The sequence below is a fragment of the Catellatospora sp. TT07R-123 genome (genome assembly GCF_018327705.1).
Taxonomy (GTDB): Bacteria; Actinomycetota; Actinomycetes; order Mycobacteriales; family Micromonosporaceae; genus Catellatospora.
Genome location: NZ_BNEM01000001.1, coordinates 2,834,394 through 2,857,154 on the forward strand (window position 1 = coordinate 2,834,394; position 22,761 = coordinate 2,857,154).

Below are 22,761 nucleotides of genomic sequence, written 5' to 3' on the forward strand. Positions count from 1 at the left end.
CTGCTCAGCCGCGCAGACCGGCGTTCACGGCGCGGCGTAGGGCGTCGCGGTAGAGGGGGCCGTGCAGGAGGCGTTCGGGCAGGACGCCGACCGCCAGGCGGAGTGCCCGGACCGAGATGGAAGCGGAGACGTCGGTGGTGGGCAGGGCGATGGTGCCGTAGACGCGGCGGGCCCAGGCCGGTTGCAGGGCGAACGCGGTGGCCGCCAGGCCGGTGTAGAGCAGCCGGGCCGGGGTCAGGCCCAGGTGCCACGGCAGCGGTGGGGCCATCAGGAACCGCAGCGTGTCGGCGCACTCGCGGGTCATCGCCAGGCCGGGGCGCATCGCCCGGTAGTAGGCGGCCACCTCGGCCGCGCTGCCGGGCACGGTGTCCGGGTCGAGGCCGATCAGGGCGGCCGCCGCCCGCTGCTCGGCGAAGTACCGGTCCACCTCGGCGTCGGTCAGCGCCAGCCCGGCCCGGCGGGCGGTGCCGACGAACGACTCCACCTCGGTCACGTGCACCCAGCGCAGCAGCTCCGGCTCGTCGACGCGGAACTGCTCGCCGGTACGCGGATCGACCGCCCGCATCCGCGCGTGCACCCCGCGCACCCGCCGCCCGGCCGACCTGGCCTGCGCGGTGGTGCCGTAGACGACGGTGCCGACATACTCGGCGGTGCGGATCAGGCGGCCCCACGGGTCGGTCTTGTAGTTCGAGTTCTGCACCACCCCGGCGATGGCGCGCGGGTGCAGGGCCTGCAGGAACAGGGAGCGTACGCCCGCGACGTACAGGATCGGCTCGGCGTGCACGCGCCAGGTGACCGAGTCGGGCCCGAACAGGCCGACGTCGCAGTCCTCGTCCACAGGGCGGGACGCGGTCGAGCGGAGGTCCGTGCCGGCGGCGCTCATCACCCCAGAGTGCCACGCGCCCCGGCCGGGGAGGGCCGGGGCGCGTGTTTCATACCGCTATCGGGAACGCTATCCGATCTTCGCGCCGACGTGGATCGCGATCGCGTCGTGGGCCGCCACGTTGGCGACGAACCAGCCGTTGGCGTCGACCGTGATCACCGGACCGGTGCAGGCGCTGCCCGTGTAGTCGCCGTGGATGACGTCGCAGTAGCGCCCGGCGGGCACGTTCGTGTGGTACGACCGCCCGTTGACCGCGGCGTCCTCGTCGTTGATCGTCAGGTAGCCCTTGCCGTTGCGGCCGAACGCGATGTGGTTGTTGCCGTTGTCGTACCAGTTGACGACCGTGGTGCCCTTGACCGCGTTGTGGAAGGCGACCATGTTCGCGATGACCTGCCAGCGGTGCTCGCAGCGCCAGCCGCCGGTGAAGCACGTCGCGTCGTTGGTCTTGCCCGCGGCGTTCGACGGCGGGCCCTGGTCGCGGTTGCTGAACTCGTAGCTGCTCATCACCGCGGGCGACCCGTACGGCCAGGCCAGCATGAACGCGTTGGCCAGCGCGTAGATCCCGTTGTCCTTGTACGTGAGGATGTCCCCGCCGTCGCGCTGCGTGTCGTGGTTGTCGGTGAACACGACCGCCTTGGACGTGGAGATGTAGCCCCACGGCTCACCGAAATTGTTCAGATAGGCGAGCTTCTCGTACCGGAACACCCGGCCCAGGTCCTTGCCGTACCGGAACTCGTGCACGTCGCCGTTGCCGGTGTACTCCGTCGGCAGGATCGGCTCGCCCGCCCCGAAGATGACCTCCTGCACGAGGTACGCGCTGCGCGACAGCTTCGCCTTGATGGCGGCGATGTCGGCGGCGGGCATGTGCTTGCTGGCGTCCAGCCGGAACCCGTCCACGCCGAGGCTCAGCAGGTCGTTGAGGTAGCCCGCGATCTTGGTGCGGACGTAGTCGCTCTCGGTCTTGAGGTCGGCCAGGTTGGCCAGCTCGCAGTTCTGCACCTCGTACCGGTCGTTGTAGTTGACGATGTCGTCGTTGCCGTTGCGGCCGCAGTGGTGGAAGTCCTGCGTCTGGTAGATGCCCGGATACGTGTACGAGGTGTAGGTCGAGCCCGCCCAGCCGGTGCCCGAGCCGACGCCGGTCATGTGGTTGACCACCGCGTCGACGATCACCTTCACGCCCGCGTTGTGGCAGGTGGTCACCATCGACTGGAACTGCGCCCGGGTGCCCTTGCGCGACTCGATCCGGTAGCTGACCGGCTGATACGCCACCCACCACTGCTGGCCGGTCGCGTGCTCCTGCGGCGGGGAGACCTGCACGTAGCCGTAGCCGCGCGGGCCGAGGAAGTTGGTGCACTCGGCGGCGACCGAGGGCCAGTTCCACTCGAAGAGCTGGACGATCACGTCCTTGGTGCCGGACGGGGCGGCCGCGGCGGGGGCGGCCGCGGTGAGGCCGGTGAGGCCGGTGACGGCGCTCGCGGCCAGGACGGCCGTCAGCGCCAGTGGGAGGAGCCTGCGTCGTCTCATGGGGACACTCCATACACGATGGAAACCTGGCTGAAATCTTTCAGCAAAGTTACAAGCGGCTTGCCGTCAGGTCAACGTGTAGACAGTGGAATGGCACGCCACACGGCTTGAAAGACCTTTCACCGCACCGGTGACCTCGGCACACCTCGCGCCACCCGACCCCTTCTTCTATAGACGTTGGCCTATCACATCGACTGCATCGAGATCGAAGTCGATGTGATAGGCCAACGTCAATGGCAAACGGGGTGGGGTGAGGGGTGGTCAGGGGTGGCGGGTGGTCAGGGGTGGCGGGTGGTCAGGGGCGGCGGGTGGTCAGGGGCGGCGGGTGGTCAGGGGCGGCGTAGGAACGGGGCAGGCCGGTCGGGGCGCCTGTCGGCACGCCGGCCGGGGCGGGGCGCGGTGGGGCGAACGGGGCTGTGCGGGACTGGTCGACGGCGGCGAAGCCGTACTCCAGCATCTGCGCCTCGTACTCCTGCTTGGCCCGCAGCAGCGGCATCGTGCCGCGCGCCGCGTCGGCGAGCAGGGCGCCCAGCAGGCTCGCGTCGCGTAGCGCGATGTTCGCGCCGTCGCCGCGCCCCGGCGACATGGTGTGGATCGCGTCGCCGAGCAGCGTCACCGCGGGCTCGCGCCAGAACCCCGTCGGCCGCGCCGAGCTGAGCACCACCGGGAAGGTCGCGGCCACGTCGGCCTCGGCCACGATCCGGCGTACGGCCGGATGGAAGCCCGCCGCCGTCCGCACCGCCAGCGCGTGCAGCCCGGCCGCGTCCACGCCGCTGGGCAGGGGCGCGTTCACCGTCATCGTCCAGGCGAAGCAGTCCGCGACCGGCGTCAGCCGCACGTGCGGGGCGAACCGCGCCACCGCCTCGGCGTACGGCGTGACCGGGCGGCAGGTGGCGGCCGCGAACGCGCTGCCGTCGGCGGCGGTCACCCGGTTGAAGCTGTCGACCAGCACGTCCGGGGTCGCGGCGAGCAGGTCCGGGGTGAGCGGGGTGCGGCCGTACAGGCCCCAGCCCAGGTCGTCGTGCCCGGCGTCGGGCAGCAGCTGGGCGCGCACGGCCGAGCCGGTGCCGTCGGCGCCGACCAGCAGGTCGCCGACGGCGGCCGAGCCGTCGCCGAAGCGGGCCTCGACCCGCCCGCCGGCGGTGGCCGCATAGCCGCGGCAGGCCCGGCCGAAGTGCACCTGAGGCAGCTCGGCCAGCAGGATCTCCCGCAGCGTACGCCGGTTGACGCCGAAGCCGCCGTCGGTGGCGGGCGGGATGTCCTTGGCGAACTTCGGCACGAGCTGGTCGTCCAGGAAGGCCATCAGGCGCGCCTGGCGGATGGCGGTGGCCTGGGCGAGGTCGTACAGGTGGGGCGGCAGGCACTCGCGCAGCGCCTGGGCGCCGGTGCCCTTGAGGCTGATGCGGTAGCCCTGGTCGCGGGACTCGGCGGTGGCGTCGCGCTCGTAGACGGCGGCACTGACGCCGCTGCGGTGCAGGCTGTGGGCCAGGCACAGGCCGCCGAGGCCGGCGCCGGCGATGATCACGTGCAGCGGGTCTCCTCCTCGGGCGGGGATGACGGTGTCGTTCATGCCGGTGAGACTAACGGCATACCTGTCACGACAGCAACCGTCATGACAGCAGCCGTCGCGACAGCTAGCATCAGGTCATGGACAAGCGCCTACCCGACTTCGCGGCCCTCGGCGGCGGCTCGATGCTGCACCAGGTCTCCCGGGAGCTCACCAATCTGCTGGACCGGCAGTTCGCCGAGCACGGCCTGACGACGCAGCAGGCAGCCCTGCTCATGCACGCGGCGGGCGGGCCGGTGACCCCGAGCAGCCTGCGGGCCGACCTCGGCACCGACACCGCGGGCATGACCCGGCTGGTCGACCGGCTGGAGAGCAAGGGCCTGCTGCGGCGCTCCCCGCACGCGGAGGACCGGCGGGCGGTGGTGATCGAGCTGACCCCGGCCGGGCGGGCGCTGCTGCCGCTGGTGCCGCCGATCTTCGGGCGTACGGTCGGACGGATGTTCGCCGACTTCGCCCCCGCCGAGATGGCCCAGTTCAACGCCCTGCTCCGCCGGGCGCACGCGAACCTCACCATGCCCTGACACCCCGCCCTCAATAGACGTTGGCCTATGACATCGACTCCACGCAGATCGAAGTCGACGTCATAGGCCAACGTCTATGACAAAGCGGGGCGCCGGAGAGCGGGGCGCGGAGTAGCTGGTGTGCGGTCAGCTCGGTGCCAGGGTCAGCTGGGCTTCTTGCCGAAGCGGAGCTTCCAGGGGACCATCGCGGACTCCAGCTGGACGCCCAGGCTCATCTTGGAGACGCCCTCGGCGCGCTCCTCGAACCGGATCGGCACCTCGTCGATCCGCAGCCCCTGCCGCACCACCCGGTAGTTCATCTCCACCTGGAACGCGTATCCGTTGCTCTGCACCGACGCGACGTCGATCGCGCGCAGGGTGTCGGCGTGCCACGCCTTGAAGCCGGCGGTGGCGTCCTTGACCCTGAGCTGGAGGATCGCGTTGACGTAGAAGTTCGCCCAGGCCGACAGGGCCTTGCGGTGCCAGGGCCAGTCGGCGGCCAGCGCGCCGCCGGGGACGTAGCGCGAGCCGAGCACGACGGCGGCGTCGGTGTGGGCGAGCTTGTCCAGCATGCCGGGGATGGCCGAGCACGGGTGGGACAGGTCCGCGTCCATCTGGATCACGATGTCGGCACCTTCGGCCAGGGCCCGGGTCATGCCCGCCACGTACGCCCGGCCGAGGCCGTTCTTCTCGGTGCGGTGCAGCACGCTGACCGGGATCGGCCCGTCGACGGCGAGCTTGTCGGCGACCTCGCCGGTGCCGTCCGGGGAGTTGTCGTCGACGACCAGCACGCCCAGGTTCGGGATGTTCAGCGCCGCGAGCAGCTCCACCAGCTTGGGCAGATTCTCCCGCTCGTTGAACGTCGGCACGACGACGGTGGTCTTCGGAGCGCTGGACATGATCACCTTTTGGTCTGGCCGGACTCGGCACGTGAAGCACGTGAAGTGGGCGCGGCAGGGTTCGAACCTGCGACCCTCCGCTTGTAAGGCGGATGCTCTCCCGCTGAGCTACGCGCCCGGTGGGCAGGCGCCCGCACGGAACCCGGACATCCTACCTGACGGTGCGCCGGGATCTCGAAACCCCGGCGCACCCGAGGTGTCACAGCGCGGCGAGCGCCTTGCGCCAGCCGTCCTGGTCACGCGCCTCACCAGGCAGGTTCATCTCGGCGTGGCGCACGACGCCCTCGCGGTCGATGACGAAGGTGCCCCGGTTGGCGAAGCCGCGCTCGTCGTTGAAGACCCCGTACGCCTGCGCGACGGCGCCGTGCGGCCAGAAGTCGGCCAGCAGCGGGAAGTCGTAACCCTGCTGGTCGGCCCACACCTTGTGGGCGAAGACCGAGTCGACGCTCACCGACAGGACCTGGGTCGTGTCGTTGGCGAAGTCGCCGATGTTGTCGCGGACCGAGCACAGCTCACCCTGGCAGATGCCGGTGAAGGCGAGCGGGTAGAAGACCAGCAGGACGTTCTTGCCGCCGCGGAAGTCCGACAGCCGCACTTCCTGGTTGTTCTGGTCCTTGAGCACGAAGTCCGGTGCCTGCGTCCCGACCTCGATCATGGCGATTCCCCCAAAGCTCGGCGGCCGCTGCCTCAGGCGCGGGCAGTGCCGCCGGCCGGCCGCGCCGCTGCTCATGATCGCAGCCCGGTCTGGCGGCCTGCCGGGTGGGGCAGGCCGCTACGACGGGCGGCCGGCTGTCAGCGCTTGGGGGCGCGCGCCGCCTTCGGTGCCACCAACCGCGCCGCGCTCCAGTCCTTGCCGGCGCTGAGGGTGGAAGTCTGGGTGAGCCCGGCGGTGGGTGCCGCCTCGGCGATCTCGCTCGGCTCGACGTGTCCGGGCCGGCCTGATTTGGGCGTCAGCAGCCACACCACGCCGCTCTCGGCGAGTGGGGCGATGGAATCGACTAGCAGGTCGACCAGGTCCCCGTCGTCCTCGCGGTACCACACCAGCACCGCGTCGACGACCTCGTCGGTGTCCTCGTCGACCAGATCTGATCCGCATGCGTCGGCCAGGGCGTCACGGAGCTCGAAGTCGACGTCGTCGTCGTACCCCATCTCCATGACCACCATGTCCGGCTCGATACCGAACCGGTCCGCCAGGCTGCGTACGCCCTCGGCGGCCTGACCAGCGGTCGCGCTCACTGTCGCGTGCCTCCTCTTCCGTTCGCGCACGCCCGCCGCTGCGGCGGGTTAACGTGCCCTTCGCGTTCTGTTGCCATTGTCGTCGGCGTCACAGCCGACTGCCGGTAGTCCACACAGTTCTAGCTCCCAGCGCAAGTGGCGCACCGGGCGGGTCCCGAAAATCCGCCGCCCATGCCCCCGCGCCCGCGAAGGCGGGCGCCGATCACACCGCCAGGAGCGCTCTCGCGGCCCGCTCGATGGCGTCCTCGCCGACCAGCACGTGGTCGGCGGCGGGCCCCAGCGGCAGGAACGTGTCGACGGCCGCGATCCGGCGGGCCAGGCCGACGTATCCGGCGTCGACCAGGGTCGCGAGCACGCCCTCGGCGACGCCGCCGGTGCGGCGGGTCTCGTCGACGACCAGGACCCGGCCGGTGGCGGCGGCCTCGCGGACGATGTCGGCGACCGGCAGCGGGGCCAGCCAGCGCAGGTCGACGACGCGGCAGCCGTGGCCCGCCTCGGCCAGGCGGGCCGCGACCCGCAGCGACATGCGTACGCCGTTGCCGAAGGTGATGATGGTCAGCTCGTCGGTGGCGCCGAAGCTGTAGCCGCGGGCGCGTCCGACGGGCACGTGCGTGTCGCCCCAGCGCGCGGGCGGGGCGTAGGGCGCCGTCCAGCCGCCGTCGCCGTCGGTGTGCAGGTCGCGGGTGTGGTAGAGCGCGATGGGCTCCAGGAAGACGCTGACGGTGCCGTCGACCTCGGCCGCCGCCACGCAGGTGCGCAGCATCGCGGCGGCGTCGTCGGGCCGCGCCGGGGCGGCCACGACCAGGCCCGGGATGTCGCGCAGGACGGCCACCGAGTGGTCGTTGTGGAAGTGCCCGCCGAAGCCCTTCTGGTACGCCAGCCCGGCGACGCGCACCACCATCGGATTGCGGTACGCCCCCTGTGAGAAGAACCGCATGCTGGCCGCCTCGCCCCGCAGCTGGTCCTCGGCGTTGTGCAGGTACGCCAGGTACTGGATCTCGGGGATCGGCAGCATGCCGCCCAGCCCCGCGCCCAGCCCGAGGCCGAGGATGGACGTCTCGTCCAGCAGCGTGTCGAAGACCCGGGCCGGGCCGAACCGGTCGCGCAGGCCCTTGGTGACGCCGTACACGCCGCCCTTGCGGGCCACGTCCTCGCCGAAGACCAGCGCCTGCGGGTGGGTCAGCAGCAGGTCGGTCAGAGTCGCGTTGATGCTCTGGGCCAGGGTCAGCGCCCCGCCGCGCTCGGGCGCGGTGCCGCCGAACGCCTCGGTACGGGCCGCCAGCAGCGCACCGGCGGCACGTTCGCCCGCCCCGGTGACACTGCGGGCCACCCGCAGCGGGCGGCGCGGGGCCAGCGGGGCGACGACCTCGGCCGCCGAGGCGAGCTTGGGCTCCTCGCGCACCTGGGCGGCGGCGTGGCGCACCCGCCAGCCGAGCTCGTCGTAGCGGCTGAGCAGCTCCGGCGCGGTGGCCTGGCCGGAGTCGATGAGCAGCCGCGCGGTGCGCAGCAGCGGGTCCAGGGCCAGGTCGTGCTCGATCTCGGCGGGCGCCCGGTAGGCCAGCTCGGCGTCGGCCCCGGCGTGGCCCATCAGCCGGACCGTACGCAGGTGCAGCACGGCGGGGCGGCGGTGGCGGCGCACCCAGGCGACCGCGGAGCGGGCCACCGCGTACGTCTGGGCCAGGTCGCAGCCGTCGGCGTGGTGGTAGCGCAGGCCGGGGCGGGCCTTGAGCGCGGCGCCGACCCAGCCCGCGGGCGAGCGGACGCTGATGCCCAGCCCGTTGTCCTCGCACACGAAGAGCAGCGGCAGCCGCAGGCCGGTGAAGTCGGACCAGCCCGCGGTGTTGAACGCGGCGGTGGCGCTGGCGTGGTTGACCGAGGCGTCGCCGAACGAGCACACCGCGATCGCGTCCCGCGGCCACGGCGGCAGCGCGACGTCGGCCTCGGGCGCGGCGTGCCGCCCGGCCCGCAGCGCGTCGCCGCCCTGCCGGGCCCGCTCGATCGCGAACGCGAGCCCGACCGCGCGCGGCAGGTGCGAGGCGATGGTCGAGGTGGTCGGGATGATGTTCAGCTCGGTGCTGCCGAAGACCTTGTGCCGCCCGCCCGCGATCGGCTCTGCCGCGCTGGCGACGATGCCCCGCAGCACGTCGCGGATCGGGTCGACCTTGCCGTCGGGCAGCTGGGCGGCGCGGGCGCAGTAGAATGCGCCGGAGCGGTAGTGCAGCAGCGCCGGGTCGGTGGGCCGCAGCGCGGCGGCGACGGCCGCGTTGCCCTCGTGCCCGGCCGAGCCGATGGTGTAGAAACCGGCCCCGTCGGCGCGCAGGCGGCGCGCGGCCAGGTCGAGGTGGCGGCTGGTGACCTGGGCGTCGAACAGCTCGCGCGCCTGGGCGGCGGTCAGGGCGCTGTCACCGCGCACCGTCGCATGGGGATCGGCGGCCGGTGTCGTGGTGGGCTGGTGGGACCAGGCTGTCAGCGCGCCGCGGAACCGTTCGTCGAGATCATGAGAGGTGCTCACGCAGCACAGCATGACCCAGGAGGGCGACCGGCAACCACTCGGATCGCCGATCGGACACGCCGGTCGCCCCGTCCGGCCAGGTCAGTCGCGCCATCCGGCGATGTCGACGCCCTTGGCCGACTCGACGCGCAGGCCGAACTGGATCTCGGCCCCGGCGCCGGGCGGCAGGGCCAGCTTCCAGGTGAGCACGCCCAGGTCGGAGCGCTCGGCGGGCTCGGGTTTGGCGTGCAGCTCCCGTACGGCGATCTGCGCGTCGCGCGACACCGGCAGCTGGTCCAGCACGGTCACCGAGATCGGCCGGGGGCTGTGGTTGGCGATGGTGATCTTGTATTCGGCGTCGGTGCGCCGGGTGGAGCCGAGCGTGGCCCGGCTCGCGGCCCGGCGCACCAGCTCCCGCTCCACCCGCACCCGGTCGTCGACGCCCAGGGCCAGTTCCCGCTCCTCCAGCGGCGCCCACGGCTCCAGCCGCGTGGAGCCGACGAAGTCGCCCTCGTGGAACAGCGCGGCCTGGCCGGGCGGCAGCGTGTGGCCGGAGGTGTTGCGCACCGTGGCCCGCAGCGTCGCCTCCTGGGCGCGCACCGGCGCGGTGATGTGGTCGAGCTTGGCCTCCAGGTCGAAGGTCGCGATCAGGGTCCGGTGCGCGGTGCCGTCAGCGGGCACCGCCACCGACTTGAGCGGGGTGTACGTCGCCGCGACCGGCCCCTCCTCCACCGCCGCGCTGGTCTCCCGCACCGCGGCCCGCGCCTTGGGCGCCATCGCCTGCATCGGGGCGGCGCCCGGGGCGGGGGCGGGCATCGCGGCGGCGGCCATCGGCGCCCCGCCGACCGTCATGCCGTACACCTGCGGCGGCGCCGGGTGGAACACGTCGACGAACCACGGGTCGAGCTCGGGGACGGTCAGCGCGCCCGCCGGGCGGGCGGTGGACAGGCGCAGCTGGCACTCGGGCCAGTCCTCACCGGTGCGCTGGGTGATCATGCCGTGCCAGGTCAGGGCGAGCCGGTCCCCGGCCAGGCGCAGGTCGTACCCGCTGATCCAGCTCGCACCCGGGACCAGGTAGGTCAGCTCCAGCTCGACCTCGCCGCCGCCGGAGTCCACCTCCAGCAGGATCTCGGCCAGCAGCCGGTCGGGCCGCGCGCTGCCGCGCAGGTCCATCAGGCGGCGCTCCACGGCGTCGCGCCGGCGGTGCAGGTCGGTGCGCTCCAGCTCGCGCGAGCGCCGGTCGCGGTGCAGGGCGGTCAGCTGCTCGTCCAGGCCGTCGGCGAACCGGGCCGCCGCGGCGACCTCGCCCTGCGCCAGGTTGCCCGCGCCGCGCATCGCCAGCCGGGCCAGGAACCGCTCCCGGGCCGTGGCCACGGTGTCGGCGTCGAGCAGTTCCCCGATCCGGGTCTCCAGCTCGCGCAGCTGCGCCTCCAGTGCCGTCACGGCCGCGTCGTCGCTCGCCGCCTCGCGCCTGGTGATCACGTTGACCCCGGCCACGGCGGCCGGGCCGTGCCCGGAGACCCGGACGGAGTCGCGCAGCAGCCCGAGCGGCAACGGTCCACAGGCGACCCGGTGCTCGCCCGCGGGGAGGGTGACGGTGCCCCGCCGGGTGATCCGGGCGCGGTCGGGGAAGACCGTGACGGCAGTGATCGGTGCGTCGAGGGATTCGAGGCTCATAAGCCGAGGCTACCGAAACCTGGCCAGCGCTCGCGGCGCAACGGGGCCGGGGCGGCCCCGCGGCTCGTGGCCGCGCGACCGCCCCGGTTTCCAGGGAGGAGTGAATGCTCAGGAGCAGGCGGCGCCGTTCAGGGTGAACAGGGCCGGGTCGGGGTTGGCGCCGGTGGCCGGGGTGCCGATGAACCCGAAGGTCAGCGACTGGCCGGGGGCGATGACCTTGTTGTACGCCAGGTTGCTGGCGCTGACCTGCGCGCCCGCCTGGGCGTACGCGGCGCTCCAGCCGCTGCCGACCGACTGGCCGCCCAGGAACGACCAGCGCAGCGTCCACCCGTTGACGGCGGTGCTGCCGGTGTTCTTGACGATGATCTGGGTGTTGAAGCCGCCGTCCCACTGCGCGTGCTTGGTGTAGGTCACCTGGCACTTCGCCGCGGCCGGGGCCGTGCCGTCGCCCTGACCGGCCAGGAACGAGGCGATCCAGGCCAGCGGGGCGTTCCAGTTGATCGTCAGCTCGTTGGTGGACCACGAGTCGATCGAGTCGATGTAGCAGAACTGGCCGGTGCAGCCGGTCAGCTTCTGCTGCGCGACCGGGTCCTGGATGGACGAGTTCGCGCCGCCCGACAGCGTGCCCTTGGGCGGGTTGGGCAGGTCGGGGTTGAGCGAGTGGGCGTACCAGCGGCTGTGCTGGTTGTGCGAGTTCACCTCGCCGTAGCCGGTGACATAGGACATGTTCAGGGCGTTGCGGCCCAGGACGTAGTCCATGCCGCGGGCCACGCCGTCGGCGTACTTGCGCTGGCCGGTGAGGTCGTAGGCGGCCGCCAGCACGATCATGTTGTTGATGATCCCGCTGTTGGAGCCCCAGTCGTAGGAGTTGTTCGCCGGGGCGTACGGCACGCCGTACGGGTGGGCGGTCCCGTCGGTGAGGTACTTGTCGGCACCGGCCACCACCGAGGCCCGGACGGCGGCCCGGTTCGGCAGGGAGCTGGGCAGGGTGGCCAGGTCGATGCGGCCCAGCGCCGCCACGCCCTGCCAGCCGAAGCCGCCGCCGGACCAGATGTCGGACGTGTGCAGCGGCGAGGCGGTCACCGCGTCGCGGTACTGGTTCTCGCCGGTGGTCAGGAACAGCTCCGCCGCGGCCCAGTAGAACTCGTCGGTCACGTTGGCGTCGTCGTACGTGCCGCCGCCGGTGCCGTCGGCGGTGCTCGCGTAGATCGCCGGGTGGGCCAGCGCCGCCGCGTAGGCGGTGCGGGCCGCGGCCAGGCTGCGCGCGGCGAAGGCCGGGTCGTACGAGGCGAACACGCGCGCCGCCTGCGCCGCCGTGGCGGCCAGGTTCAGCGTCGCCGCCGTCGACGGCGGGTGCAGCTCGCGCACCTTGTCGTCCCGGTCGGGAAGAAGGGGCAGCCCGGTCCACTCGCTGTCGTGGATCTTGTGGTGCGCCATGCCGGCCAGCGGCTTGCCCGCCGGCACCTGCATCTTGAGCAGGAACTCCATCTCCCAGCGGGCCTCGTCGAGGATGTCCGGCACGCCGTTGCCGCTCTCGGGCGTGTTCAGCTGCCCGTCGGTGAACGGCGCCTGGCCGCTGGCGGCGTACTTGCCCCGCTCGAACTCGTTGAGCATCTGGAACACCGAGATGCCGCCGTTGACGACGTACTTGCCGTGGTCGCCCGCGTCGTACCAGCCGCCGGAGACGTCCAGGCGGTAGTCGCAGACGCCCGGCTGGCACGGCACCGAGGTGTCACCGGTGTTCGGGGCCACGCCGACGTGCCCGGCCGCGCGGCCGTAGCCGGGGCGCAGGTCGTTGGAGATGGCGATGCCGGAGCGCTGCGGGTAGAAGAACTTCAGCGCGTCGTCGCGCAGCCCGGCGTAGAGGTCGCCGCCGAGGTCGAACGGGCGGCTGGTCTCCCCGTCGGCGACCAGGGTGTATCCGGTGCCGGCCACCGTGTACGAGCTGAAGTCGATCGACTGCACGTTCTGCCCGGAGCTGGCGTCCACGCCGCGCGGGGTGGTGCTGCCGCTGGCGACCACGGTGCCCGCGCCGTTCTTGAGCTGCCACGGCAGGGCGGCCGTGGCGTCGGTGACGACCGTGGCGCCCTTCGGGCCCTTGGTCAGGTAGCCGACCTGGTTGACCCGGACCCGGGGGCCGGTGTCGGGCTTGTAGACCTCGGGCGCGGCGCCGCCCTTGAGGGAGATGTCGTCCAGGCAGAGCCGCCAGGGGGAGGCACTGCCACCGATCTGAAACGCCACCTGCGCGTTCGGTAGGGAGACGGGCGCGGTGAAGGTGTACGAGTAGCCGGTGGCAGTGCCCGTCATCAGCGGATTCGCGGCCAGGAACTGGGTCCACGGATCCACCGGGAGCTGGATGAGCGCCTTGCCCACCTTGTCGGGGGTGGCGCTCGCCTTGAAGGCGTACTGGTAGGTCTCGCCCGCGACCAGCGGGACGTTGTCCTGCCCGATGATGACGTCCCACGGGTTGACGGTGCCCCCGGGGATGTCCGCACAGAGCTGGCCGCCGCTGGAGTCGAGCACGATGTTGCTGGTCCCCCACCACGGGGCGTGCCCGGAGTCGAAGGTGCCGTTGACGATCTGCTCGGGCGGATCGGCTGACGCGCCGGCGGCGGTGAGGCTCGTGGCGACGAGCCCGGCCACCGCCGCGATGGCGATCAGAACGGGTTTGCGCACTGGGGTTCCTTTCGATGAAGCGATCGGGTGGTGCATCGAAAGAGGCACGGAGGCGGTCCCACCTGCGGGAACCGCAGGAGCGGAGTGGGAGCGCTCCCATTCGTGCGCATGAATTATTGCCGTAGCGTTTCCGGAGTGTCAATCGCCCGCCCGGCCAGCCCGCCCCGGGACACCCCGCCCCGCACCTCCCCGCACCTCCCCGCGCCGCCCCCGGCCCGTCAAGATCGGCCAACTTGCCGGGCAATCGGGTGAATAGAGCCGCGTTGAGTGCCCGATTGCCCGGCAAGTTGGCTGGTCTTGAGGCCAGGCACCGCCAAGCACGCCCCGCCCCGGCCGCGCCGCGGGGCGGGGCAGGGCAGGGCAGGGCAGGGCGGTAAGCCGGGAGGGGCGGTCAGCCGGGGAGGAAGGAGAAGCGGACCTGGCGGGTGGGGTTGTCGCCGTTGGGGTCGACCAGGCAGATCGACTGCCAGGTGCCCAGCATGATGCGGCCGCCGAGCACCGGCAGCGTCGCGTACGGCGCCACGAAGGCGGGCAGCACGTGATCCCGGCCGTGCCCGGCCGAGCCGTGCCGGTGGCGCCACCGGTCGTCGGCGGGCAGCACGTGCTCCAACGCCGTGAGCAGGTCGTCGTCACTGCCGGCGCCGGTCTCGATGATCGCGACCCCGGCAGTGGCGTGCGGCACGAACACGTGCAGGAGGCCGTCGCCCCGGCCGCTGGTGAAAGTTTCCGCCTGCGCGGTCAGATCCACCACGCTGGGCCGCGACCCGGTCCGCACAGTGATCACGATGCTGTCCATGCGATCACCGTACGCACCCGCCCCAGTCCACCCCGAAGAGCCGGGCGGCGCTGGGGTGGGGCTGGGGCGGAGCTTGGGCTGGGCTGGGCGGAGCTGGGCTGGGCGGAGCTGGGCTGGGCGGAGCTGGGCTGGGCGGAGCTGGGCTGGGCGGAGCTGGGCTGGGTGGGCGTGGCGGGGTGGGGTGATGATCGTTGTCTGCGGGCGGAATCTCCACCAGCGGGGCGCCTCTTGACCGCAGACACCGATCTTGCGGGCGGCAGGTCACGATGATCGCGTTCTCCGGTCAGGATGTCGCCGCGCCCGCTGCGCCCGGGGCCTCAATCGCCGCCGCCGCCGTCCCCGCCGCCACCGTCCCCGCCGCCACCGCCGCCGCCACCGCCGTCGGAGTCGCCGCCGGAATCGCCGCTGTCGTCGGAGTCGTAGTCGGCGGGGTCGGAGTCGGAGTCGCCGTGCGAGTGGTGGCTGCCGCCGTGCGCACGGCGGCGGTGGCGGCGGCGCCGGGCGAACAGCAGACTGAGACCCAGGAGCGCGACGATCGGGCCCGCGATGCCCGCCACCTGCTCGGCACCGGTCGGCGCGAGGAAGGCGTAACCCTTCATGCCGGGAATGACGTACGCGTCGGCGCCGGTCGGGGCGGTCAGCGACTGCTCGACCCCGGCTCCGACCAGCCTGCCCTGCTGGCGCTGGCTGCCGTGGGTCCAGGTGGCGTCGCAGTGGCGGTGGATGCCGGCCCAGGGCGGCGCCCCGAACGGCGCCGAGCAGTCCCGGCCGGTGGCGGCGACCGCGGTGACCGGGTCACCGCCGACCTCGGCCACCAGGGGGAAGGTCGTGTTGACCGCGAGCAGGCAGCCCCAGAGGAACAGGAGCAGACCGAGGAGTCGTCGCATGCGCGGCAGGCTAATCGATCAGCGCCGTTGTGATCGCGCCGCAGTCGCCCATCCGACCCGGAAGTTACTGGTCAGTATGCGTGTCGCGGATCGCACCGGGCGGCTGTCTGCGTGACGAATGCCCCGGCGAAGGGGCAGGATGGGGCGAACAGACAACTTCTGTTGGCAAGACCGACTATCACTACAACTACGAGGGAACGCCTGTGGCCACCGAACGCAAGCGCCCGGTGATCAGCGACGGCCTGCCGAGCCAGCTCCCGGATATCGACCCCGAGGAGACGGCGGAGTGGGTTGAGTCGCTCGACGGAGTGATCGACGAACGCGGCGCCAAACGCGCCCGCTACGTCATGTTGCGGCTGTTGGAGCGTGCCCGTGAACGCCAGGTCGGCGTTCCGCCACTGACCACCACTGACTACATCAACACCATTCCCAGCGAGCGCGAGCCCTGGTTCCCGGGCGACGAGAACGTCGAGCGCCGGCTCCGCGCGTACATCCGCTGGAACGCCGCGATGACCGTGCACCGCGCCCAGCGCCCCGGCATCGGCGTCGGCGGCCACATCTCGACCTTCGCGTCGTCCGCGTCGCTGTACGAGGTCGGTTTCAACCACTTCTTCCGCGGCAAGAACCACCCCGGCGGCGGCGACCACATCTTCTACCAGGGGCACGCCTCCCCCGGTATGTACGGGCGCGCCTACCTGGAAGGCCGGCTGACCGAGTACCAGCTCGACGGGTTCCGCCAGGAGCTGTCGCACCCGGGCGGCGGGCTGCCGTCGTACCCGCACCCGCGCCTGATGCCGGACTTCTGGGAGTTCCCCACGGTGTCCATGGGCCTGGGCGGCCTGAACGCGATCTACCAGGCGCGGTTCAACCGCTACCTGCACCACCGCAACATCAAGGACACGTCCGACCAGCGAGTATGGTCGTTCCTCGGTGACGGCGAGATGGACGAGCCGGAGACCCTGGGCGCGATCGGCCTGGCCGCGCGCGAGGAGCTGGACAACCTCACCTTCGTCATCAACTGCAACCTGCAGCGGCTCGACGGCCCGGTGCGCGGCAACGGCAAGGTCATGCAGGAGCTGGAGGCCTTCTTCCGGGGGGCCGGCTGGAACGTCATCAAGGTCGTCTGGGGCCGCGAGTGGGACCCGCTGCTGGCCGCCGACACCGACGGCGCGCTGGTCAACCTGATGAACACCACGCCCGACGGTGACTACCAGACCTACAAGGCGGAGTCCGGGGCGTACGTGCGCGAGCACTTCTTCGGGCGCGACCCGCGCACGCGCAAGATGGTCGAGCACATGTCCGACGACGAGATCTGGGGTCTCAAGCGCGGCGGGCACGACTACCGCAAGCTGTACGCGGCGTACAAGGCGGCGACCGAGCACACCGGCCAGCCGACCGTGATCCTCGCCAAGACCATCAAGGGCTGGACGCTGGGCTCGCACTTCGAGGGCCGCAACGCCACGCACCAGATGAAGAAGCTGACGCTGGACGACCTGAAGACGTTCCGCGACCGCCTCTACCTGGACATCCCGGACTCGGTCCTGGAGGCCAACCCGTACGAGCCGCCGTACTACAAGCCGGACGCCAAGAGCGACGAGATGGCGTACCTGCTGGAGCGCCGGGCGGCGCTGGGCGGCTCGCTGCCGCAGCGCAACACCAAGTACACGGCGCTCCAGCTGCCCGAGCACAAGGTGTACGCGGACCTGAAGAAGGGTTCCGGCAAGCAGAAGATCGCCACCACGATGGCGTTCGTCCGCCTGTTCAAGGACCTGATGAAGGACAAGCAGATCGGCCACCGCTGGGTGCCGATCATCCCGGACGAGGCGCGCACGTTCGGCATGGACTCGCTGTTCCCGACGGCGAAGATCTACTCGCCGCACGGCCAGCAGTACACCGCCGTCGACCGCGAGCTGTTCCTGTCGTACAAGGAGTCGACGGCCGGGCAGATCCTGCACGAGGGCATCAACGAGGCCGGCTCGGTCGCCTCGTTCACCGCGGTGGGCAGCTCGTACAGCACCCACGGCGAGCCGATGATCCCGGTCTACATCTTCTACTCGATGTTCGGCTGGCAGCGGACCGCCGACGGCCTGTGGGCCGCGGCCGACCAGATGACGCGCGGCTTCCTGCTGGGCGCCACCGCCGGTCGCACCACGCTGAACGGTGAGGGCCTGCAGCACGAGGACGGCCACTCGCACCTGATCGCGGCGACGAACCCGGCTGCGGTCGCGTACGACCCGGCGTTTGGCTTCGAGATCTCGTACATCGTCGAGGACGCCCTGCGCCGCATGTACGGCGAGTCGCCGGAGGACGTCTTCTACTACCTCACGGTGTACAACGAGCCGTACGTGCACCCGGCCGAGCCCGCGGGCATCGACGTGCAGGGCCTGCTCAAGGGCCTGTACCGGTACTCGTCCGGCCCGGCGGAGGGCCCGAAGGCGCAGATCATGGCCTCCGGCGTCGGCATGCAGTGGGCGATCAAGGCCCAGCAGCTGCTCGCCGAGGACTGGGGCGTGTCGGCCGACGTGTGGTCGGCGACGAGCTGGACCGAGCTGCGCCGCGACGCGGTCGAGGCGGAGCAGTTCAACCTGCTGCACCCGGACCAGCCGGCGAAGGTGCCGTACGTGACCCGGGCGCTGGAAGGCGCCCCGGGCCCGAAGGTGGCCGTCTCCGACTGGATGCGGGCCGTCCCGGACCTGATCTCGCGTTGGGTGCCCGGCGACTACACGTCGCTCGGCACGGACGGCTTCGGCATGTCCGACACCCGCTCGGCGCTGCGCCGCCACTTCAACGTGGACGCGGAGTCGGTCGTGGTGGCCGTGCTGTCGCAGCTGGCCCGCGCCGGTGAGGTGCCGGCGTCGGCGCCCGCCGAGGCGTTCCGCAAGTACGCGATCGACGACGTGACCGCGGCCCCGGCCGGCGAGACCGGCGGCGACTCCTAAGCAGTACCGCTCTCGGGGTCACACGTCCTGTGGTGTACGTACACCGCAGGAGGTGTGGCCCCGAGGCGTATCCACCTGTCGGGCGAGTGGTCAGTCGGCCTCGACGAGCGGTGCGACCAGGAACTGGTGGGCGGCGAGCTCGCGGTAGAGCGGGCTGGTCTCCAGCAGCTCGTGGTGGCGGCCGGTCGCCACGACCCGGCCGTGTTCGAGCACCACGATCTGGTCGGCGTCGAGCACGGTGGACAGCCGGTGCGCCACGATCAGCAGCGTGCGCCCGCTGGCGACGGTGTCGATCGCGGCGCGCAGCGCGGCCTCGTTGCGCGCGTCGAGGTTGCTGGTCGGCTCGTCCAGCAGCAGGATCGGCGGCGCGGCCAGCAGCGTACGCGCGATGGCCAGGCGCTGGCGCTCGCCGCCCGACAGCAGCACCCCGCCCTCGCCGACCTGGGCGTCCAGGCCGAGCGGGGTGCGTTCGACCAGCTCACCGAGGTTGACGGCGTCGAGCACCTGGCGCATCCGCTCGTCGGTGGCGTCGGGGGTGGCCAGGCGCAGGTTGTCGCGCAGCGTCCCGGCGAGCACCGGCGACTCCTGCTCGACGTAGCCGAGCTGGCCGCGCAGGGTGTCGTGGTCGAGGTCGCGGATGTCGGTGCCGCCGACGCGGATGCTGCCCGAGCTGGTCTCGTAGAAGCGCTCGACCAGCGACAGCAGGGTCGACTTGCCCGCGCCGGACGGGCCGACCAGCGCGGTGCGGCTCCCGGCGGGGGCGCGGAAGCTCACCTCGTGCAGGATCTGGGCGGGCGGGGCGCCGTCCTGGGCGGCGTACGCGAACCCGACCCGGTCGAACTCGACCGCGGGCGCGTCGGCGGGCCCGCGCGGCGCGGGCACCGGCGGCGCCTGCTCGCCCTCCAGCGGGATGACCAGCACCTCTTCCATCCGCTGGAGCGCCCCGAGCCCGGCCTGGAGCTGCGTGTACGCGTTGAGCGCCTGCCCCAGCGGCATGACCAGGAAGAACACGAACAGCACGAACGCCACCAGGTCGCCGACGGTGATGGTGCCGCTGGCCACCCGGGCCCCGCCCACGCCCAGGACCAGCAGGAACGATCCCTGGATCGTGGTCACCATGGCGGGCTCGACGATCGCCTGCAGCCGCGCGATGCGGATGCCCGCGCGGAACGCCTGCTCGGCGCTGTGGACGACGGTCGCGGTCTCGCGGGCCTCGGCACGGCTGGCCCGGATCGTGCGCGCGGCGGTGATCGACCGCTCGACGGCGGCGGTCATGTCGCCGATGCGCTCCTGGGCCTGCCGGGACATGCCGCGCACCTTGCGGGCGAAGAAGATGCCGCCGGACAGGCCGACGACCAGGCCGACCAGGGTGACGCCGAACAGCACCGGGTCCAGCACGATCATCGCGGTGGCGGCGCCGACGACGGTGATCGCGCCGGTGACGGTCTCGAACAGGCCGGAGGTGACCACCGCCCGCAGCAGCGTGGTGTCGGCGCCGACGCGGGAGAGCAGGTCGCCGGTGCGGCGGTTGTCGTACTCGGTGATGGGCAGGCGGAGCAGGTGCCCGGCCAGGCGGCGGCGCGCGGTGAGCACGAGGCCCTCGGCGGTGCGCTGGAGCAGGTAGTGGCGCAGCCCGTTGATCGAGGCGGCTCCGACGAGCAGCACGCACAGCCCGATGACGCTGGAGGTGACGGGTACGCTGTGCTGGAGCCCGTCGATGACGTCGCGGGTCAGCACCGGCTGGGCCAGCGTGCCGGCCGTGGTGATCAGGGACAGCACCGCCACCAGCAGCAGCGAGGTGCGGTGGGTGCGCAGGTAGGGCCAGAGGGTGCGCAGGCCGACCTCGGGCGCGGTGGGGGTCTCCGCCGTCATGCTCCGACTCTACCTGCCGACCGGTAAGCGGCGGCCGGTCCGCGGTTCCCCTGGGGGAGGTAAACGCTTACCCTGTCGGGCATGCGCAGCGCGTTGATCGTCCGGGGCGGAGCCGAGTTCCACGACCCCGTCGGCACCACCGACAGCTTCCTGCCGTTCCTCAAGGAGCAGGGCTTCGAGGTCACCGTCGCCGAGGACCTGGCCGTGTACGACGACCGCGACCTGCTCGCCGCCACCGACCTGGTGGTCAACTGCTGGACCGCGGGCGGTGACGAGCTCACCCCCGAGCGCGCGGGCAACCTCGACGAGGCGGTGCGCGCGGGCACCGGGCTGGCGGGCTGGCACGGCGGCATCGTCGCCGCGTTCACCGAGCGCCGCTACCAGTGGCTGACCGGCGCCTGGTTCGTCTGCCACCCGTCGAACTTCGTCAGGCACACCCTCACCGTGCTGCCCGAGCACGCCGATCACCCGATCACGGCGGGGATCGACCGGGTCGAGCTGGACACCGAGCGCTACTGGCTGCTGGCCGACCCGCTCAACGACGTGCTGGCCACCATCACGTTCCCGGTCGAGGACGGCGAGCCCTGGCAGGAGCCGGTCACCCACCCGGCGGTGTGGACGCGGCAGTGGGGCGCCGGACGGATCTTCGTCTCCACCGTCGGGCACCACCTGCCGGATCTGGACGTCCCCCAGATCCGTACGCTCACCGAGCGCGGCCTGGTCTGGGCCGCCAGGCGTTGACAGCGCGGCACGGGATGATCACACTGCCTCGTGCCTCCCACCACGACCGACACCGCCACCGCCGTGCTCTGCCCCAGGTGCCAGTCGCGCCTGGTCGGTGAGACCGGCGAAGCACCCTGGTGCGAACGCTGCGAGTGGAACCTCGACCACTTCCCGCCGCCGGACGCCATGTGGCTGTTCCGCTGGCTGAGCCGGCACGAGCGCAGGCTGGGTTACGCCTCCGACGCCGAGCTCGTCGGCGAGCTGGCCACCGCCGAGGCCAGGCCGAGGCTGCGGGTGGGGACGGTCGTGCTGGTCGCGGTCTCGGCGGTGCTGCTGCTGATCCCGCTGGGCCTGCTGGCCGCCGGCGGGTGGCTGATCGCCGTCAGCGGCGGCTTCGTGCCGCAGATCCTGCTCGGGCTGCTCCTGCTCGCCGCGGCGTACGGGCTGCGCCCCCGCCTCGGGCGGATGAAGGACGAGACGCACGACACGTACCCGCTCTCGGCGGCCAAGCAGCCGGAGCTGTTCGCCCTGATCGCGCGTACCGCGGCCGAGGTCGGGACGCCGCTGCCCGACCACGTCGCGCTGGCTGAGCAGTGGAACGCGTGGACGGCGCAGGTCGGCCTGCGGCGGCGCCGGGTGCTGGTGCTGGGCATCCCGCTGCTGGTCGCGCTGGATCCGCAGCAGACGGTCGCGCTGGTGGCGCACGAGCTGAGCCACTTCAGCAACGCCGACATCCGCCGGGGGCTGCTGACCCAGCCCGCGCGCACGATGTTCGCCACCTTCGCCCGCGCCCTGCGGCCGCCCCGCCGCGACGCCTGGCAGCTCGGCCTGTCGGACCTGGCGGCCCTGGTGCTGACCGTGTGGCAGGTGGTCGGCGGGGTGCTGTGCTGGCTGCTGTACAGCGCGCACATCAGCATGCACCTGTTGGCCGGGCGGGCCAGCCGGCACGCCGAGGCGCTGGCCGACCTGCGGGCGGCGCGGGCCGCCGGGTCGGCCGCCGCGCTGCGGCTGACGGCGGACATGGCGCTGTGGCCCGTGCTCGCGCCCGTGGTGGACAGCCGGGTCGAGGCCGGTGCGGCACTGCCCCGCTGGCGGGCCGGGCTGGCGCTGGCCCGCGAGCGCAACGCCGAGCGGGCGGCCCGGCTGCGGCAGCTGTCCAACCGCACCCACGCCTCGCTGTTCAGCAGCCACCCGTCGCCGGGGCGGCGCCACGACCTGCTCACGGCGGCGCCGTTCCAGCAGGCCGCGGTGGTGCTGACGCCCGAGCAGGCGCTGCGGCTGGACGCGGAGCTGCACCCGTACGCCGAGGCGATGCGCGGGGAACTGGCCAAACACCAGCGCGCGTTCGAGTTACTGTGAGCCCCATGCGTCTGATCAAGTACACCCATGCCTGTGTCCGGATCGAGCACGACGGCCAGGTGCTGGTGATCGACCCGGGCACCTGGAGCGAGGACGAGGCGCTGGCCGGGGCGAACGCGGTGCTCGTCACGCACGAGCACGCGGACCACATCGACGTCGACCGGATCGCCGCCGCGGCCGCCGCCGACGCCGACCTGCGGGTCTACGCCCCCGACCCGATCGCGGCCCAGCTCACCGAGCGCGGCGCCACGGTGGTCACGGTCGCCGTCGGCGACACGGTCACCGCGGCCGGGCTGCCGGTCGAGGTCGTCGGCGGCCTGCACGCCGAGATCTACGAGGGCCTGCCCGGCTGCGCCAACGTCGGGTTCGTCGTGGCCGGCGACGTCTACCACCCGGGCGACTCGTTCTTCGTGCCGTCCCAGCAGGTCCGTACGCTGCTCGTGCCGACCTCGGGACCGTGGTTCACCATGGCCGGGATGCTGGACTTCGTCCGGGCGGTGAAGCCGCAGCGGGCCCACTCCATCCACGACGCCATGCTCAGCGAGCGCGGGCTCAACGGCGTCGACCGCTGGATCGACTGGAAGGGAAACACGGAGTACAGCCGGATCGACCTCGGCGAGTCCGTAACCCTCTCCTGAAGACCACCGAAGTCCCCGAGACCACCCCAGTCGCCAAGACCACCGAAGTTGCCGGGCAATCGGGGGAAAGAGGACCACTCTTTCCCCCGATTGC

At 72.2% G+C, this 22,761-nt stretch carries 17 protein-coding genes and 1 tRNA gene; 5 read left to right on the plus strand and 13 right to left on the minus strand.

The genetic code is table 11. The features are described 5' to 3' along the window. Window positions 1-4: 4 nt before the first annotated feature. The 3 genes from Cs7R123_RS12060 to Cs7R123_RS12070 all read right to left on the minus strand — a co-directional run bounded on the left by Cs7R123_RS12060 (window position 5) and on the right by Cs7R123_RS12070 (window position 3,977). Window positions 5-883: an oxygenase MpaB family protein gene (locus tag Cs7R123_RS12060; protein WP_374706938.1), complete on the minus strand. Its 879-nt coding sequence runs from the start codon at window positions 881-883 to the stop codon at window positions 5-7. Window positions 884-952: 69 nt separating this feature from the next. Further along, window positions 953-2,407 (minus strand): alpha-amylase family protein, encoded by a 1,455-nt coding sequence (locus Cs7R123_RS12065; RefSeq protein ID WP_212826097.1) that lies wholly within the window; start codon window positions 2,405-2,407, stop codon window positions 953-955. A 295-nt stretch (window positions 2,408-2,702) separates the two neighbouring features. Beyond that, window positions 2,703-3,977, minus strand: coding sequence for an NAD(P)/FAD-dependent oxidoreductase (locus Cs7R123_RS12070; protein WP_212826099.1), 1,275 nt, complete (start codon window positions 3,975-3,977; stop codon window positions 2,703-2,705). Window positions 3,978-4,054: 77 nt separating this feature from the next. Here Cs7R123_RS12070 and Cs7R123_RS12075 point away from each other — a divergent pair, with 77 nt between their 5' ends. Then, the gene (locus Cs7R123_RS12075) at window positions 4,055-4,495 is read left to right on the plus strand and encodes a MarR family winged helix-turn-helix transcriptional regulator (RefSeq protein ID WP_212826101.1); all 441 of its coding nucleotides are present in this window, start codon (window positions 4,055-4,057) and stop codon (window positions 4,493-4,495) included. 143 nt (window positions 4,496-4,638) lie between these two features. On the opposite strand, the gene Cs7R123_RS12080 is transcribed toward Cs7R123_RS12075, so the two are convergent. From Cs7R123_RS12080 to Cs7R123_RS12120, 9 genes are all read right to left on the minus strand, one after another. Continuing rightward, entirely contained in the window at window positions 4,639-5,373 is a 735-nt protein-coding gene (locus tag Cs7R123_RS12080) for a polyprenol monophosphomannose synthase (RefSeq protein WP_212826103.1), read from the minus strand. 46 nt (window positions 5,374-5,419) lie between these two features. Continuing rightward, window positions 5,420-5,491, minus strand: a tRNA-Val gene (locus Cs7R123_RS12085). Window positions 5,492-5,572: 81 nt separating this feature from the next. Then, the gene (locus tag Cs7R123_RS12090) at window positions 5,573-6,028 is read right to left on the minus strand and encodes a peroxiredoxin (protein ID WP_212826105.1); all 456 of its coding nucleotides are present in this window, start codon (window positions 6,026-6,028) and stop codon (window positions 5,573-5,575) included. 137 nt (window positions 6,029-6,165) lie between these two features. Beyond that, a complete protein-coding gene (locus Cs7R123_RS12095) occupies window positions 6,166-6,609 on the minus strand; it encodes a DUF3052 domain-containing protein (protein ID WP_212826107.1) in 444 nt (147 codons plus the stop codon). 202 nt (window positions 6,610-6,811) lie between these two features. Further along, window positions 6,812-9,133, minus strand: a complete 2,322-nt coding sequence (locus Cs7R123_RS12100; RefSeq protein ID WP_212826109.1) for a thiamine pyrophosphate-dependent enzyme — start codon at window positions 9,131-9,133, stop codon at window positions 6,812-6,814. A gap of 69 nt (window positions 9,134-9,202) precedes the next feature. Further along, window positions 9,203-10,777, minus strand: a complete 1,575-nt coding sequence (locus tag Cs7R123_RS12105; protein WP_212826111.1) for a DUF4139 domain-containing protein — start codon at window positions 10,775-10,777, stop codon at window positions 9,203-9,205. A 108-nt stretch (window positions 10,778-10,885) separates the two neighbouring features. Further along, window positions 10,886-13,489 (minus strand): glycoside hydrolase family 9 protein, encoded by a 2,604-nt coding sequence (locus Cs7R123_RS12110; RefSeq protein ID WP_212829107.1) that lies wholly within the window; start codon window positions 13,487-13,489, stop codon window positions 10,886-10,888. Between the two features lie 355 nt (window positions 13,490-13,844). Continuing rightward, the gene (locus Cs7R123_RS12115) at window positions 13,845-14,249 is read right to left on the minus strand and encodes a YjbQ family protein (RefSeq protein WP_212826113.1); all 405 of its coding nucleotides are present in this window, start codon (window positions 14,247-14,249) and stop codon (window positions 13,845-13,847) included. Window positions 14,250-14,566: 317 nt separating this feature from the next. Beyond that, entirely contained in the window at window positions 14,567-15,136 is a 570-nt protein-coding gene (locus Cs7R123_RS12120) for a hypothetical protein (protein ID WP_212826115.1), read from the minus strand. A 203-nt stretch (window positions 15,137-15,339) separates the two neighbouring features. Between Cs7R123_RS12120 and aceE the strand changes: the two genes are divergently transcribed. Then, window positions 15,340-18,075 (plus strand): pyruvate dehydrogenase (acetyl-transferring), homodimeric type, encoded by a 2,736-nt coding sequence (aceE, locus tag Cs7R123_RS12125; protein ID WP_212826117.1) that lies wholly within the window; start codon window positions 15,340-15,342, stop codon window positions 18,073-18,075. A gap of 90 nt (window positions 18,076-18,165) precedes the next feature. Here aceE and Cs7R123_RS12130 read toward each other — a convergent pair whose 3' ends face one another. After that, entirely contained in the window at window positions 18,166-19,947 is a 1,782-nt protein-coding gene (locus Cs7R123_RS12130; protein WP_212826119.1) for an ABC transporter ATP-binding protein, read from the minus strand. Between the two features lie 81 nt (window positions 19,948-20,028). Here Cs7R123_RS12130 and Cs7R123_RS12135 point away from each other — a divergent pair, with 81 nt between their 5' ends. The 3 genes from Cs7R123_RS12135 to Cs7R123_RS12145 are packed head-to-tail and all read left to right on the plus strand — an operon-like array spanning window position 20,029 to window position 22,667. Beyond that, on the plus strand, window positions 20,029-20,688 hold the full coding sequence (locus tag Cs7R123_RS12135) for a ThuA domain-containing protein (protein ID WP_212826121.1): 660 nt from the start codon (window positions 20,029-20,031) through the stop codon (window positions 20,686-20,688). A gap of 30 nt (window positions 20,689-20,718) precedes the next feature. Then, window positions 20,719-22,029 carry a M48 family metallopeptidase gene (locus tag Cs7R123_RS12140; protein WP_212826124.1) on the plus strand — a complete coding sequence of 437 codons (1,311 nt, stop codon included), beginning with the start codon at window positions 20,719-20,721 and terminating at the stop codon, window positions 22,027-22,029. 5 nt (window positions 22,030-22,034) lie between these two features. Then, the gene (locus tag Cs7R123_RS12145) at window positions 22,035-22,667 is read left to right on the plus strand and encodes an MBL fold metallo-hydrolase (RefSeq protein WP_212826126.1); all 633 of its coding nucleotides are present in this window, start codon (window positions 22,035-22,037) and stop codon (window positions 22,665-22,667) included. Window positions 22,668-22,761 lie beyond the last annotated feature (94 nt).